Source organism: Telmatocola sphagniphila (assembly GCF_018398935.1).
Lineage (GTDB): Bacteria > Planctomycetota > Planctomycetia > Gemmatales > Gemmataceae > Telmatocola > Telmatocola sphagniphila.
In genome coordinates this window covers 1162939-1179455 of record NZ_CP074694.1, presented here as the reverse complement: position 1 = coordinate 1179455, position 16517 = coordinate 1162939, and the positions used below count along the sequence as shown (strand labels likewise).

The 16517-nt window shown below is 51.3% G+C and carries 11 protein-coding genes; 7 read left to right on the top strand and 4 right to left on the bottom strand.

Translation table 11 applies throughout. The features are described 5' to 3' along the window. The first annotated feature begins 19 nt into the window (after positions 1-19). Positions 20-1483, top strand: coding sequence for a hypothetical protein (locus KIH39_RS05015; RefSeq protein WP_213498170.1), 1464 nt, complete (start codon positions 20-22; stop codon positions 1481-1483). Here KIH39_RS05015 and KIH39_RS05010 read toward each other — a convergent pair. Both KIH39_RS05010 and KIH39_RS05005 read right to left on the bottom strand, forming a co-directional pair. After that, positions 1452-2354, bottom strand: coding sequence for a HEAT repeat domain-containing protein (locus KIH39_RS05010; RefSeq protein WP_213498169.1), 903 nt, complete (start codon positions 2352-2354; stop codon positions 1452-1454). The two genes, KIH39_RS05015 and KIH39_RS05010, sit on opposite strands and share 32 nt — an antisense overlap. A 163-nt stretch (positions 2355-2517) precedes the next feature. Next, complete coding sequence (locus tag KIH39_RS05005; protein WP_213498168.1) at positions 2518-3348, bottom strand: FHA domain-containing protein; 831 nt, start codon at positions 3346-3348, stop codon at positions 2518-2520. A 250-nt stretch (positions 3349-3598) separates the two neighbouring features. On the opposite strand from KIH39_RS05005, the gene KIH39_RS05000 reads away from it, so the two are divergent. From KIH39_RS05000 to KIH39_RS04990, 3 genes are all read left to right on the top strand, one after another. Continuing rightward, the gene (locus tag KIH39_RS05000; RefSeq protein WP_246539528.1) at positions 3599-5047 is read left to right on the top strand and encodes a serine/threonine protein kinase; all 1449 of its coding nucleotides are present in this window, start codon (positions 3599-3601) and stop codon (positions 5045-5047) included. Positions 5048-5498: 451 nt separating this feature from the next. Beyond that, positions 5499-6536 (top strand): DUF1559 domain-containing protein, encoded by a 1038-nt coding sequence (locus KIH39_RS04995; protein WP_213498166.1) that lies wholly within the window; start codon positions 5499-5501, stop codon positions 6534-6536. Positions 6537-7003: 467 nt separating this feature from the next. After that, on the top strand, positions 7004-7489 hold the full coding sequence (locus KIH39_RS04990) for a hypothetical protein (protein ID WP_213498165.1): 486 nt from the start codon (positions 7004-7006) through the stop codon (positions 7487-7489). Here the strand turns inward: KIH39_RS04990 and KIH39_RS04985 are convergent. Next, a complete protein-coding gene (locus KIH39_RS04985; RefSeq protein ID WP_213498164.1) occupies positions 7482-8411 on the bottom strand; it encodes a sugar phosphate isomerase/epimerase family protein in 930 nt (309 codons plus the stop codon). The two genes, KIH39_RS04990 and KIH39_RS04985, sit on opposite strands and share 8 nt — an antisense overlap. Before the next feature lie 60 nt (positions 8412-8471). Continuing rightward, the gene (locus KIH39_RS04980; RefSeq protein ID WP_246539527.1) at positions 8472-10475 is read right to left on the bottom strand and encodes an NAD(+) synthase; all 2004 of its coding nucleotides are present in this window, start codon (positions 10473-10475) and stop codon (positions 8472-8474) included. 180 nt (positions 10476-10655) lie between these two features. Between KIH39_RS04980 and glgP the strand changes: the two genes are divergently transcribed. From glgP to KIH39_RS04965, 3 genes are all read left to right on the top strand, one after another. Beyond that, on the top strand, positions 10656-13217 hold the full coding sequence (gene glgP, locus KIH39_RS04975; RefSeq protein WP_213498163.1) for an alpha-glucan family phosphorylase: 2562 nt from the start codon (positions 10656-10658) through the stop codon (positions 13215-13217). A 145-nt stretch (positions 13218-13362) separates the two neighbouring features. Further along, positions 13363-14379 carry a Gfo/Idh/MocA family protein gene (locus tag KIH39_RS04970; RefSeq protein ID WP_213498162.1) on the top strand — a complete coding sequence of 339 codons (1017 nt, stop codon included), beginning with the start codon at positions 13363-13365 and terminating at the stop codon, positions 14377-14379. Positions 14380-14391: 12 nt separating this feature from the next. Next, a complete protein-coding gene (locus KIH39_RS04965; protein ID WP_213498161.1) occupies positions 14392-16503 on the top strand; it encodes a molybdopterin-containing oxidoreductase family protein in 2112 nt (703 codons plus the stop codon). Positions 16504-16517: the final 14 nt, after the last annotated feature.

The following is a 16517-nucleotide window of genomic DNA, read 5'->3' as shown; positions in this document are numbered from 1 at the left end:
GCTGTTCTAAGCTTAAGCTATGAACACCGAACGAAGCGATTTGCACTGGCGCTACTTCGCCCTGATCGCAATTGCCTTCATTCCTTCCGTCTACTCTTTGGTAATCACGACCGATAACGATCTCTGGTGGCACTGGAAAACCGGGGAATGGGTTTGGAATAATGGAACGGTTACAACCACCGACCCCTTCTCCCGACCGGGCATCGTGGAACATATTCCCTGGATGTCGTACAGCTGGATGTTCGAGCTGTTGACCTTTGCAATCTCGAATACCGCTGTTTTAAAGACAGTCCTTAACGGATTCACCTTTCTCTGCCTGTCCTTCTTCCTCTTTTCCCGAGCCGGCTTCACCTGGAAAGCTCTGGGCCTTCTTTTCCTCGTAACAATCCCCTGCACGTTCATGATGATGGAACGTCCCTGGCACTTTACAATCTGGTTCACCCTGGCGACCTTGCAGATTTCCGATCGAATTCTCGCAGATAGACCAGCACGCACAGATTGGTTACTTCCCGCTCTGTACGTCCTTTGGGCTAATACTCATATTCAATTTGTCCTCGGCTTCGCCGTATTGGGTTTGGCCTGTATGGAGTCTTTTCGAAGATGTCTCAAAGCCCGGGCGCTTCAGCCCGAGTTGAAGAGACTTCAACCCGAGTTGAAGAGAATTGGGACGCTTTTGGTTCTGTGCGTACTGGCCACTCTGCTGAACCCCTACCACGTCAAGCTCTGGATTGTGATCTGGGAATATGCCACCCAGACGACCGCTCTACGAAATGTACTGGAACTCACTCCGCCCGATTTTTCAGAAATCAAGCAATGGATTTTGCTGGGGTTATTCACCTGGGCGCTTGTGAAACTCATCAAGCAAAGATTTCCCTTCTGGGAATCGATCCTCTTCGCAACTTGTGTCTTTTTTTCACTTCGAATGCGTCGCGATGTCTGGTTTGGTGCGGTAGTTTCCGGGATGATTTTGACTTCCCGAGGGAAGGCAAATCCGCCGGTAGTCACGTTCCGCCTGGTACCGACTCTAATTTGCATCCTCTCGAGCCTACTTCTGACGAGGGGGATTTACGCATCTTCGATCCTGAAATTGCCTCCTTTTGGAAAACCTAATGAGGAACAGTTCCCGGTCGAGGCTGTGAATTGGATTCACGCTCATCCCTTACCCGGCCCGATTTGCAATCACTTCGACTGGGGAGGTTATCTAATCTGGGCTTTGCCCGAGTATCCAGTTTCTATTGATGGAAGGACGAATTTGTTCGGTGAAGCGCGGTTGGCCAGGAGTTTCAGAACCTGGTGGCAGGCGGAGAATTGGGAAGAGGATCCCGATATAAAGCAGGCCGGCTTTATTCTCGCGCCGGCAAAAGTTGCAACTGGCCGGCCCATGCCGCTGACCGAAAAACTTCTGTTAGCGGCAGATCGCTGGGAAGTGGCCTATCGCGATAACATCGCAATTATTTTCGTGCCCCGGCTCCGGCAGCCATAGCCGCACTGCTCGTCTTCCAGCTGTCGATCCAGGCTTGCGGGACATTGCCGTGATCTTGATTGGTAACGGCCTTGAGGGCTTCGATGCAACGGTGTTGCACGGCAATCTCACGCTCGGACTGTAGTATTTCGATGAGAGTCTTGGCAACCTGCATATCTCCAACATAATTTCGGAGGGCATGGATCGCGGCCAGTCGGATATCGAAGCGATAGTGTTCCGCATCGTACGAAGAATTGAATGTCAATTCTTCCTTCTGCTCCGTTTTCTTGGTGGAGCGCATCGCTGTTTCGATCAGGAGAGCCTTTCCTTCCGGACTCTTACATTTACCGATCGACTCCATAGTCTGTTCCTGGATTCGCGCAATCATATCCAGCGTAAAATTACCGGCCTGACGGGCTCCGGGTGTGGTCGGATTATAGGCCGCCTGCAAAACGATATGCGTTCCATTCAAAGTATTGATCGGTGCATTCTGATAGGCTTGCATCAAAGCTACACCGGCTCGAGGATCCTGAAACCGTCCTAAAGCTTCGACAGCTGCCAGACGGCACATGCCTTGCGGATCGGAAGTTGCGATCTCAGTCAAGATCCGGATAGCGGTATCTTGCTCAGTCTTCGAACCCCCTCGACTCATCGGTTCCTGCAACCGCTGCATCGCATCGATGCGTTCGTCCCCTTCCGCATTATCGCGAGTCAAAACGGACATCGGCTCTTCGCGTTGGCCAAATGTCATCTTGAAGGGTTCGTCTCGAAAACGCTTGCTGGTGATCTGATCGCCCGTCAGACCACAACCCGCAGTCAACAGGGATAGAGCCCCGACAACGGCTATCGAAGGAGCGAATTGACATCGAACTGCTATGAATGCTTTCCGCACGGTTGGCTCCTGGCCGACGAAGAACGCGGTCGGATTTTTAGTTTCAGGGAGTGAAATAACCACTGCCGGTAGGAAGGTCAAGGCGGATGTGAAACTAAGACGTGTCAAGATGGAACGGCTTTGGTAATCTAGAAAACCAAAAAGCTCTTCAATTGTAATCTATCTACCATTTTCCCAGAAGAGCCGCTTCTTTGTTCCGATAAATAAGTAGATGTTTCGTGGCGGGGAATGAATGCAACATGCCCGCAATATCCGCTCGCACCCGGCATAAAGCCAAGTTGCTCCCTTGCTTTTTCAGCCAGGTCGCCAATTCTCCAAACATTTCCGCCCCCTGGCTGGACATGCGCTGCACATTTTTGAGATCGACGACGACTTTCAAGTTGCTCCGGTTCAGGTTATCGTGCAATTCCTTCTTAATCAGTGTAAGCTCCGCTTCCTCAACCAGATAGATATCGTTTAGCTTGATGATCGTGAGACCTTCCTCTCGGGATATCCTCAAGCGACCTTTGACGATTCCCTTCGCGGCATTCAAGCGATCGATAATTGCACCGGCCACGGACGAAGCGTTATCCAACTCGCTCGGCTCAGCCTCCTCCTCCCAGATTTCCCTCTGATGGGTGGGGATTTTTCGTTCGCTGTCAAAATCCAGACATTTCGCTGCCCACTCCTCCAGATCTTTTTGAGACAGGGACTTTTCGTGGTAATGGATCATAAATCTCATCGGCCCGATATCGATCAGGTCTCCCGCGTGGAGGGGCCATTCTTCGCTGGGCGGGACGATCGCCTCGTTCACAATCGTCGGGTGACCACTATCGAAATCGAGGAGAAAAACTTTGCGATCCCGAACCTGGAAAGCACAGTGCTGATCCCCCACGAGTTCGTGTTCGGAACGAAGCTGGCACATTTTTTCACGGCCCACCACGAACAGATCGACATCGATCGGAATGGGCATACCTTGTTTTTTGCCTTTAGCGACGATCAAGTAGAATTTCATCGAAATTCTCCACTCGAATTTGAGCGGCCAGCGTAGGGTGGGAATGGTGTTCAAATTGTGAATTACTGTCAGAATGAATGCAAGTGGAATTCCGGGGAAAACCGTTCCCACAGCTATCACCGGACCTTTAGCCAGTTACTCCAGGAATCTAGGAGCATTGGGCAACTAGCGAATTGCAAGCAGCCGTTTCGATAGGTAAAATATTAGAAATCGGAATTGTGCTTTTATTTCGGATCACTTGAAAATGTCCATGGATGCGAACACTATCGCTCAGCAAGCGGTCCGCTACGGCCTAGTCACCATCGAACAGATGGAAGAATGTCTCGGAGAACTTCCCCCCTTGGAACGTTCGGCCGAGGCCGTTCTGAAAATCTTCGAGCGCAAGGCGTATCTGACACCCTTTCAAGCCAACAAGTTGATCAAGGGGGATTACGACGGCTACATTCTGGGTGGCTTTCGGATCCTATACAAAATCGCTTCCGGTACGTTCGGTCGCGTTTACCGGGCCGACGATCCGCGTTCTGGTCAGATTGTGGCCATTAAAGTGCTCCGAAAAAAGCATTTGATGGACGCCCGGAAAGTAGATCTCTTCGAGCGGGAAGGGAAGAACGGGCTCGAACTGAAGCACCCGAACATCGTCGAAATCCTTGCGGTAAATCGGGATCCTTCCACGGGTCAATACTACATCGTGATGGAATTCGTCGAAGGGGGAAACCTTCGCGACTTCCTGAAAATTCGCAAAAAACTCCAACCCGCGGAAGCCTTGAGGCTGCTCGAAGAAACCGCTGCTGGGCTGGGGTACGCCTATTCGCGAGGCATGACTCACCGCGATATCAAAGCAACTAACATTCTGATCGCCACCGCAAAAAACGCAAAATTGGTGGACTTCGGTCTCGCGGAATTAACCGGTTCCCGCCAAGACGTGGAAGGAACCGTCGATCAGTCGGTGGACTACGTGGGATTGGAGAAGGCCACTGGGACCAAGGCCGGGGATATCCGAAGCGATATCTTCTTTCTGGGTTGCGTCTTTTATCAGATGCTCAAGGGCGAGCCGCTTTTGGAAATGACTCGGGACCTGAGAGCTCGGAAAAATCCGAATCGATTTCGTCTTGCGGATAAGCTTCGTCGGGACGATCCGGAGTTGCCCGGTCCTATCTTCGGTTTATTGCAGAAGATGGTGGCATTTGAACCTGCGGCAAGATTTCAGAACCCTCAGGTGCTCGTGGATGCGGTCCAGCATGCCCGCGCGGAACTGGCCGGGGAGCAGGGCATCAAAAAAGCCGTGGGGCCCAAAACAGTGTTCGTGGTCGAACATCACGAAGGACTCCAGAACGTTTTTCGAGAACGGCTGAAAAAATATGGCTATCGGGTTTTAATTTCCATTCACTCCGATCGTGTGTTGGAGCGATTCAAGCAAAATCCCTTTTCTGCTTTGATCGTCGACGTGGGTACGGCGGGAGATGAAGGAATCGCCGCCTTCGAATCCGTAATGGATGAGGCAGAATACACACGAATGGAATGTACGGGGGTCCTCATCCTATCGGAGAATCAATCTTCACTCGTTGGGAATTTTAAGAAGCGGCCTAACGTCACCGTTTTAGTTCGTCCGGTGAGTCTGAAACAGATTCTCAAATCTCTGGCGACTGTGGAACAACATAACGAGGACATGGAAGATAATGCGGCGGATGAAATCGAATAATATCTGAGTCAGAACCGTGGGCTAAGGAAGATTCATTCAAGTTTAATTACATTTTCTTAATAGTTGGTCTGGTCGTAGTTTTCAGCTTTTCCCTGCGACCAATTTTCCCTAAAAACAAGTGTCCAACCAGATCCCAAACGACTCCTATTATGCGGTCGGCAATAAAATAAATTATAATAAATTCATCATATTAGCGCACAATTCTCCGAGGAAAAGGCACCAAATCGCTTCAAAAAATCAGCAAGTGATAAATAAAGATTTAGTGTAAGAAAATGCCTTTACAATCGTCTATCGGGTCTTTACGATGATTCGATGAAGATGGTTCATATGTAGAAAATTTCTCGCCCTGCAGTTGTACTGCTCTCTTCATCATTCTCTCGGGCAGTCAATTGTATCGACATCTAGGCTTTTGTCTCCCATATGGTTTCATATTTTTTTTGAGGAGTCCAGGATGTTCACATTTCCCCGAAGGCCCGCAAGAAAGGCCTTCACGCTGATCGAACTTTTGGTTGTGATTGCGATCATAGCCATCCTGATCGGTTTGCTGTTACCCGCAGTTCAGAAGGTTCGTGAAGCGGCTGCTCGTATGAGCTGCCAAAACAATCTGAAGCAGATTGGTCTGGCTTCCATGAACTACGAAAGCGCTTACGGATACTTGCCTCCGTCGAGCAACGTTAGCCCCAATTCCGTTGCCAACCCTTGGGAATCACCTCCCATCTCCGGACCGTTCACGAGCTTCCTGACTTATTTGCTGCCTTACATGGAACAGCAGAACACTTACAACGGTATCGTTGCAGCGGCAACTCCTGGAACTCAAGGTTTCTTTACATTCAATACGACTCAAGGAGCGTGGGCTTATTACGGTAGTCCAAAATCTTCAGACGGCAACTTAACCGGTGCTGTCCCCTTTACTTTGAATCGCATCAAGTCCTACGAATGTCCTTCAGACGGTGGCCTTTACGGCTCGGTGACCGGCGGGATTTGGGATGCTTTCATTCTCGATAATGGTTCTTACGAAAATGACTATGTGTACGACACCCCCGGCTTCGGACACGAATGGGGCCGAACCAACTATGTAGCTTGTTCGGGTTGGGATGGGAGCCAGGCTTCCAGCATGGCGACTCCTCCCGGTGCTACCTCCCCGGTAAACTACCAGGGAATTTATTATCCCAACTCGAAGACGTCCATCGTTTCGATTACTGATGGAACCTCAAACACAATCGCATTCGGTGAATCTCTCACGGGTGTGAACAAAGGCCCTCGGGACTTCGTCTGCGCTTGGATGGGTTCGGGCGGGATGCCGACGCAATGGGGTCTCACTGGTAACCCACTGCAATGGTATCAATACAGCAGTCAGCATACTGGCGTTGTGAACTTCGCATACCAAGACGGCTCGGTACATACTGTCAACACTTCGATCGACTACTGGGTTTTCCAGGCGGCGGGCGGCATGGCTGACGGCATTGTTACCTCTGCTTTCGGCAACTAATCGTTAACCAAGCTCATGCCGGTTTAAACAACGCAGATTAGCTCATGCTAATCTGCAATTTTTTTTCACACTCGGGAGTTGTACAGTATGTCAGCTTGTTTTCGGCTCATGCTGATTTTGCTGGTATCCTTTTCGATGATTGGCTGTGGTTCCAGTTCAGAACCGCCCCCTGCAAAAACACTACCTCCTGGTTTGGGTGGAGAGGGTGGAGGGGCATCAAAAGGTCCGCTAAAAATAGTTAAAGGAAATAGCAAAAAACCACCACCTGCCAATCTTCCGGATCGTGCTGGTGGCGCAGGGAAGTAATTCCTCTTCCATTTTTCAATTAAGAATATCAACCATTAACCAGCGCTTTAATGCGACTGGTTGACTCGAAAGATGCTGTCATTTTTTTAGTCTGCCGCCTGCCAACTTCCTCCCTTAGCAAACACTTTTGAAAATTCATTTTTTTCAATACAAACAGTTCCATGAAGCGAAGCGAGATTCTCTGGACCTTTCTGCTCTGGTTTGCCCTTCTCTGGTGGCAGGGCGGATTCATGTTCTACAGCTCGATTGTGGTGTACATCGCTACTAACGTTTTGGGCTCTGCTTTTGAACAGGGGAAAATCACCGCCCGCGTCATGCTCTGGCTGAACGGTCTGGGCACGCTTACAATTCTGCTCATGCTAGCGGATCTTCTCCGGTGGAAAGGCTGGCAATTCAAGCCTCGGGGAATGTGGATCTGCTGGCTGATCCTGGCTATCACGCAAGCTTTGCTCTGGAACCTGCGAGAAGAAATGGTAGCCGTTATCGATCTTAAAGAGGACTCTATTCGCGATCGGGCAAGTTTTCGTGAAATGCACGAATGGTACATGCGATGGACAAGCGTGCAGTGGGGAACATGTTTGGCCTATATGATCTGGCTCATCGCCCGGGGAAACCCACCAGAGCCTTCGCAACCTGGAGCTAGCTAACCTCACTCTTGGCGACCTGCTCCTTCATCTTCTCCAGACCGGTTTTGATGACCTGAAAAGCATCTCGCTTGTAATATTCCGGGTTGAACAATTCCAGAGACAGGAAACCCTGATAACCGATCTGGTGGAGCGTTTTTAGAACGGTGTTTAAAGGGGCAATCCCGTCACCCGGGAAGATCCGATCCGCATCCTTGATGCGTTCGCGCGGTAAATCTTTCGGGTAATCGTTCATATGGAAGATCCCAATCGATTCTCCCCGAAGCATCTTCAAACCTTCGAAATCGGATCCACCTTTGAACAGGTGGAAAATATCCGGGAGTAGAACCGCCTTGGGTCGTTTAGATTCCATAGCGACAAGGGTGACTTCCCCTAATCGGCTCAAAGTTTTGGAATGTCCCCAGTGTTCGCATTCGGGAATAATCCCCATCTGCTCGCCTAGTTCCACGAGCACCCGAAATCGCTCGGCGATTTTCAGCATATCCATCCCGCTGACATCGGTTGCCCCAATCGGAGGAGCGGCCATGCGTTGTCCGCCAATCTGCTGCAACTTATCCATGTCCCGTTTCGCTTCTTCCAGCCCTGCCTTGCGAACTTTTTCATCCTCCGCAATCCACTTGGCAAAGCCAATGGCACTGGGTACCTGCAAGCCCAGATCGGCGAAGAGCTTTCCCAAATCCTTTAACGATTTGCCGCTTCGGGAATAAGCGTCCAGTTCGAAAATCCAAGGCTCGAAGCCGTTATAGCCTGCTTTGGCCGCTAGTTTCGCTTCCTCTTCCACAGGCAGCTTCTGGCCGCGGATGGTACTGGTATTCAGGCAGAATCCGAAAGTCGATTTCTTGTCCGTGACTTTGGCTTGAACGGAGCTTGCGAAAATGGGGATTGCCGCCGCCGTGAGAGCTTGCCGGCGATTGATTGTGTTCATGTTATTCCTTTATCGGGAGGCTTCCCATAATTATAGGAAACAGTTCGCTGCTTAGTTGATTCATTCCAGTTCCAAAAGCCACAGATCGGCCGACGCATCACTTGGCATTCGCCAATCTCCCCGCGGGGAGAGGGACACCGAGCCGACCTTCGGACCGTCCGGCAAGCAGGAGCGTTTGAATTGATTGTTGAAAAACCTCGATATGAAGATTTTCAACCACTTCCGAATTTCCTCCGGCGAATACTGGCCATCGAATGAGGTCTGACTGGCCAGGAACAGGATCTTTCGCGGGGAGCAACCGAAACGCAAAAAGTGGTAGAGAAAGAAATCGACCAATTCGTAGGGGCCGACCACCGATTCGGTGAGCTGAATTTTGCCTTCCGGTCCAAGAGGTAAAAGTTCCGGAGAAATTTCCGTATCGACGATATCGAGCAGAATATTTCGAGCTTCACCCGAGAATTCGTTCTCGGCCGCCCACTTCACCAGGAATTTGACCAGGGTCTTGGGTACGCTGACATTCACATTGTACATGCTCATGTGATCGGCGTTGTAGGTACACCAGCCTAGGGCCAGTTCGGATAGATCTCCCGTACCGACCACCATGCCGGAATTCATGAGTAGATTGGTACGGACGCGTGCCTGAACATTTTCAAAGCCCACATCGCTGTTTTTTTCCGGCGGAAGCGTTTTCAATTTCTCGACGAACTGTCCGACATTAAGCCCCTCTAAATCGATCCCAAACGGCTTTTGTCCCAACAATTTCATTTCCGCCAGGCAAATTTCACGAATATCGATTTCTTCGTGAGTAACTCCCAGGCTTTGCATCAGTCGAATCGCATTATTTTTGGTACGGCTACTGGTACCGAAACCGGGCATCGTCAGAGCGCGGATTGAAGTTCTTTTTTGCTCACACTGATCGAGCGTTTTACAGAGAACAAGTAATGCCAGCGTTGAATCCAAACCACCCGAGACTCCGATGGCCGTCCGCGGAAACTTCGTTTGTTCCAGTCGGCGGCCCAGTCCAGCCGTCTGAATATGGAAAATCTCTTCGCAGCGTTCCTTCAGCTGATCCTGTGCGCTGGGTACGAACGGGTGAGGGTCTAAAAATCTCAATAAATTCCGATGCTTCGAGCGTTCGGCTATCTCAAAATCGACGAAACGAAATTTCTTCGTCCAAGCAACATCGCTGAACTGATCTCCAAAGCTTGTCGTTTGCATGCGATTGAATTGCAGGCGATCCAAATCGATATCTGAAATAACCAGATGATCGGCTTTCGAAAATCTCTGAGATTCTGCCAGAAATGAACCATTTTCGGCAATCAGACAGTGGCCGCCGAACACAAGATCAGTGGTCGATTCGCCCGTTCCGGAAGAAGCGTAGATGTAGCCTGCGATGCAGCGAGCCGATTGACTTTCCACTAAAGTCCGCCGATAGGCGACTTTTCCGATAGTTTCATTACTCGCACTGAGATTCAACAGCAGATTCGCGCCCTGCGTGGCCTGCAAAGAACTGGGTGGGACTGGCACCCAAAGATCTTCACAAATTTCCACACCTACAACGGCACCGCTACGGATATTTCCGAACAGAAGATCGGTTCCTACCGGTGTACTTTTACCGAAAAGCAGGACCTGCTGAGATCGTAATCGATGGGCGGAAGTAAAGAAACGGGCGTCGTAGAATTCTTTGTAATTGGGCAGGAACGTTTTCGGGACAATTCCCAACAAATGTCCGCTTTGCAGGATCGCCGCGCAGTTGAAGAGTTGATCGTCGATAACTATTGGTAACCCGACAACAATCAGGCCGGTGAAACCATCCTGACTGAAGAGAAGGATTTTCTGTAGCGCCTCTAAAGCTCCTTGCCGTAGCTTCTGATGGTGAAAAAGATCGTTGCAGGTGTAACCAGTCAGGCAGAGTTCAGGGAAAACGAGAACCGCGACACCTTCCTTCTCGGCTCTGCTACAAAGCTCAATGACCGCCTGGGCATTGTAATTCGGATCGGCGAGTCGAATCGCCGGGCTGGCGGCTGCCACTCGAATGAAACCGAATTCTTCGATCGAAGACATTCCAGAATCCCATCAGAAAGCGTGTACTAGAGTTTACTCGGATAATGAAATCCTATTGAGCGAAACCCATTCGCGTTGATGAACTTGAGTTCAATTGCTAGATTACGAAAGCCTTCAGAATTCGAACCTCTCTCGCTGTTCTGGATTGATTAGGTTTGTTTTCCGGTTTTAGGATCAAATATGCCACGTCGCAACATTCGCACCTTCACCGTTTTGCCCCAACTGCCGACTCGACTGCACGCTCTGCAGAAGATCGCTTACAATCTATGGTGGTGCTGGCATCTGGAAGCCGTCGCACTCTTTCGCCGCATCGATATCGATCTCTTCGACAAGCTCAACCACAGTCCGATTAAACTATTGGGGGCGGTGCCGCAGGAACGTTTTGAAGAATTGGCGAAGGACTCGGGCTTTTTGGACAACATGGATCGCGTCGAGGAAATGCTCGATCGCTACATGAAAGCTAAAACCTGGTGGCAGAGCCATTATGCCGAAAACAATGACATTCAAATCGCTTACTTCAGTGCAGAATTCGGAATCCATGAAAGTGTGCCGGTCTACTCCGGCGGCCTAGGCATCCTGGCCGGGGATCATTTGAAATCCGCCAGCGACTTAGGGGTTCCACTCTGTGGCGTAAGCCTCATGTACCGTGAGGGCTATTTCCGCCAGTACCTCAACATCGACGGCTGGCAACAGGAGTTATATCCCGAAAATGACTTTTTCAATTTACCGCTGATCTTGGAGACCAAGCCAGACGGCAGTCCCATTCTCATTTCCGTGCCGCTGCCGGGCCGGGAAGTTTTCGTGAAAATCTGGCGGATTCAAGTCGGCCGCATCCCGCTGTATCTTCTCGATTGCAATATCCCCCAAAATCGACCGGAAGATCGCGCGATTACCTCGCAGCTCTACGGCGGCGATCAGCATACCCGAATTCAACAGGAAATTGTGCTGGGAATTGGCGGCATTCGAGCCCTGAAGGCTCTGGGTAAGTCCCCTTCCATTTGCCATATGAACGAGGGGCATTCTGCCTTCTCTGCGCTGGAACGTATTCGAGTCTACATCGAAGACTTCAATATGGATTTCGCAGTTGCTTCCGAGGCCGTGAAAGCGGGCACCTGCTTTACGACTCATACTCCAGTCCCGGCGGGCAATGATGCTTTCCCGGAAGGGATGATGGATCATTATTTCGGCGAGTACATCCATTCGCTGCGAATTGATCGGAACACCTTCCTGAACCTAGGCCGCGAAAAGCCGAACAATGGCGGCGAACCTTTCAGCATGACTGTTCTGGCCATCCGGATTTCCAACACCAGCAACGGCGTCAGCCAACTGCACGGAAAAGTCTCCCGAAAGATGTGGAACTCGATCTGGCCAGAACTTTCCGAAGTCGAGATTCCGATTACCTCGATCACCAACGGTGTGCACACTCAAACCTGGATCGCACCGCAAATCGAACACCTGTACAACCGCTATCTGGGCCGGGACTGGACCGAGCAGCCGACGAACTTCGAAATCTGGACCAAGATCGAAAAAATTCCCGATGGAGAACTCTGGCGAGCTCATGAACATCGCCGTGAGCGACTGGTCACCTTGGCCCGCAATCGGCTGAAAGCCCAACTCGTCAAACGGGGTTCACCTCCTTCGGAAGTCGCAGCTGCGGAGGAAGTTTTAGATCCCGAAGCTCTGACCATCGGCTTCGCTCGCCGTTTTGCGACCTACAAGCGCGGGACACTGGTCTTCCGATACATCGAACGGCTCGCAAAAATTCTGAATGATCCCAAACGGCCGGTGCAGCTCATTTTCTCCGGCAAAGCGCATCCCAAGGACAACGCCGGCAAGGACTTCATCGCCCAGGTTGTACAGTTTGCGCGGCGGCCGGAATTACGCGGCCGAGTCGTTTTCCTGGAAGATTACGACATGAATATTGCCCGACATCTGATTCAGGGCGTAGATGTGTGGCTGAACAATCCTCGCCGTCCTCTGGAAGCCAGTGGTACGTCGGGAATGAAGGTCTGTTGCAACGGCGGTTTGAATCTGAGTATTCTCGACGGTTGGTGGGATGAGGGTTACGCGGGCGACAACGGCTGGGCGATTGGCGCTGGGGAAGAGTACACAGACACCAACTATCAGGACGAGGTGGAAGGTCGAGCGATCTACGAACTCATCGAACGCGACATCGTGCCACTGTTTTATAACCGAGGGGCGGATGGATTGCCGCGCGGCTGGATTCACCGCATGAAGCGTTCGATCCTCACTAATGTCCCGGTGTTCAACACCAACCGCATGGTGTCGGAGTATGCCAAGGTTTGCTATCTGCCGTCACAGGAACGCCACACCAAGCTGATTGCGGACAACTTTTCGAAAGCCAAGGAATTGGCGAATTGGAAAGTTTATACCAGCGCTCGTTGGCCTCAGATTCGATTTGAAAATGTGGACGTTACAACCGGTGATCACATTCGCGTTGGGGAATCTTTGAACGTTCAGGTCAAAGTCCATCTGGGAGAGATCTCTCCCCAAGAGGTAGAGGTCCAGCTCTATCATGGTCCGACCGATAATGCGGGTGAGATTTCGCAGCCGCACACAGTGACTCTCACTACCGATGGTAACGTCCAGAACGGCTCGCTCCAATACACGGGTAAAGTCCCCTGCAAAGCGAGTGGTTACTACGGCTACTGCCTGCGTGTGGTTCCCAGGAACGAACTGCTGTTCAACGCCTTCGAACCCAATCTGATTACCTGGGCTTAAATAACTCCTCCCCGGTTGGATTAACCAACTGGGGAGGATCTCCCGTCCAAGCCATCTCCCGTTTCGAATCTATTTGAATCCGATTTCTTCGCTAGAATTTCTTCAACACCAAAATATCGGAATTACTGCTCTCCGGAAGGTCGATATGCTTCGAATTGGGATCGTTGGATTGGGCTTCATGGGGATGATCCACTACCTGGCAGGTAGGAAGGTCACCGGTGCTCAAGTGACGGCGGTCTGTAGCCGCGATCCTAAAAAACTGGCGGGCGACTGGACTTCGATTCGGGGAAATTTCGGCCCTCCCGGTGAGCAGATGGATCTCAGCGGCATCAAAAAATATGCGAACCTGGAAGACTTACTCTCGGACCCCGAAATCGATCTGATCGATATCTGCAATCCGACGGATCAACACCCTCACACGGCAATCGCCGCATTGAAGGCCGGCAAGCACGTCCTTGTGGAAAAGGCGATTGCCTTGACCCCGGAAGGCGCTGACGCGATGATGGCGGCTGCCAAAGTCAGTGGCAAAATGTTGATGGTCGCTCACGTCTTACCGTTCTTCCCCGATTTCGATTACGCTCGCCAGTTGATTAGTTCCAACAAATTCGGCAAACTTATGGCGGGACACTTCCGCCGCATTATTTCCCGACCGGACTGGTCGGCCGACATCGGCGACGCCTCTAAAACCGGTGGGCCGGCGGTCGATCTGCACGTGCATGATACGCATTTCATCCGACTGAATTTTGGTATGCCAAAAACGGTATCTTCCGCTGGCTACGTTGAGAAAGAGACCGTACAGCATCTGACCACCACTTACGGCTATCCGGGCGGATCCGCGATCACCTGTACTTCCGGAGCTGTGACCATGAAAGGCCGTCCTTTCGTCCACGGCTATGAACTTTATTTTGAAAAAGCGACGATCGTTTACGAATCGGGTGCCATACCTCTGACCGTCTACCAGGAGGACGGTAGCATTGATCACCCGAACCTGCCCGGAGGCGATCCCGTCGATTCCTTTACCGCGGAAATCACCGAAGCAGTGAATTCGGTCCTCTCCGGGAAAAAATCGGCATTACTCGATGGGCAACTCGCTCGAGATGCCCTGGTAATGTGTCACAAAGAAATTGAATCCGTAAGAACGGGGAAAATTGTCTCTCTGTAAAGGATCGTTGCAATGGCTTCGCTCTCCCTGAAAACTGTCAAAGGGGTTTGCCCGCATGACTGCCCCGATACCTGCGGTTTTGTTATTACCGTGGAAGATGGTAAGGCTACCGATTTTCGGGGGGATAAAGACCATCCGTTTACCAAAGGGTTTCTCTGTCGAAAAGTGGCCAACTATCTCGAGCGAGTTTACCATCCCGAGCGATTGCAATACCCTTTGAGACGAACCGGACCCAAAGGATCCGGCCAATTCGAACGAATCTCCTGGGATTCCGCGATCCGAGAGATTGCCGAGCGATTCCAGTCGATAATTCGTTCCGAACATGGACCTCAGGCGATTCTGCCTTACAGTTATGCGGGGACCATGGGGAAACTTCAAGGATCTTCGCTAGATCGGCGCTTTTTCAATCGCATCGGTGCTTCGCTTTTGGATCGAACGATTTGCGCCACGGCCGGAGGAGTCGGCTCGGATATGACCTTGGGCACACGGGCGGTGATTGATCCCGAAGCTGTGATTCATAGCCGGTACATCATCAACTGGGGCTCCAATACCGCAGTCACCAACAGCCATCTCTGGGCGATTATGTTTCAAGCCCGCAAGCGCGGCGCGAAGATTGTCACCATAGATCCATATAGGTCGGAAACGGCGCGGAAAAGCGATTGGTGGATTCCCATTCGACCCGGAACTGACGGCGCTCTGGCGCTGGGTATGATGCTCATCCTGTTTCGGGACAATCTTGTCGATCAGGATTATTTGGATCGTTACTGTTTGGGGACAGAAGAACTCAAACAGAAATTATTTCGAGAGTATCCACTCGAGAAAATTTCTCAGATCACGGGAATCCCGCAACTAGATATCGAACTGCTGACCCGAGAATACGCCCTATCTCTGCAAGATCGTGGTGGCCCTTCTCTGATACGCCTCAATTACGGGTTGCAGCGGCACGGCGGCGGCGGTATGGCCGTTCGCAACATCTGCTGCATCCCGGCGATCAGCGGCGCCTGGCGATATCCAGGCGGGGGTGCCCTGCTCTCCACGAGCAAGCTCGCTCCATTCGATAGTGAAGCCCTAGAGCGGCCCGATTTAATTCCTCCGAAAACCCGCACCATAAACATGGTCCAGTTAGCCGAGGCTTTGCACAATCAACTCGGCCCGCCACCGGTTAAAGCACTCTACGTTTACAACTCCAACCCGGCCTCGGTCTGCCCAGACCAATCCCGGGTAATTCAAGGGTTAAAGCGCGAGGACCTGTTCACGGTCGTACACGAACAATTCCTGACCGACACCGCCGAATATGCCGATATTGTTTTACCCGCCACTACACAACTCGAACATTTCGATATCCACAACACCTACGGCCATTTCTACATTCAGTCGAACAATCCCGCAATCGAGCCGCTTTACGAAGCGAAACCGAACAACGAAGTATTTCGGCTCCTGGCACGGGCCATGAACCTCGAGCCAGAACTATTCGAGATCAGCGATGAAGAGTTGGCCGCACTTTGCTTGAAGCCTCACGCCGGTGCCAATGGCTATCCCGCCGCTGAAGCTTTTACGGGTGTAACGCTCGAAAGCACAAAAAAGGGACCCGTACGGCTCCATCTACCGAAGGATTATGCCCCTTTCGTCGAAGGGAAATTTGGAACGGCTTCGGGAAAATGTGAGTTCTATAGCAAACGGCTGAAGCAAATGGGCTTTGATCCCCTGCCCTGCTATGTTCCGCCTCATGAAGATGCTCTAGATGGTTCCGCTCTGGCTCGCGAGTTTCCGCTGCAGATGATTACTCCACCGGAGCCGGCATTCCTGAATTCCAGTTTTGCCAACCTGGATCGAAATCGTAAAGAGGCCGGAGAACCCCGCCTTGAGATGCATCAAACGGATGCGTCGCAACGAGGGATCTTAGCGGGTGATCTGGTCGAAGTTCGAAGCACACGCGGCAAATATCGCTGCCGTGCGAATGTGGGTGAAGAGACAAAACCGGGAGTGATCGTTGTCTTGGGAATCTGGTGGAACAAAGACACGCACGACGGGCAGAATTGCAACACGCTCACCAGCACAAAGCTCACCGATCTGGGCGGCGGTGCGACGTTTTTCGACAATCTGGTCGAAGTTTCCAAAGTTTGATTCGAAGATTTTCC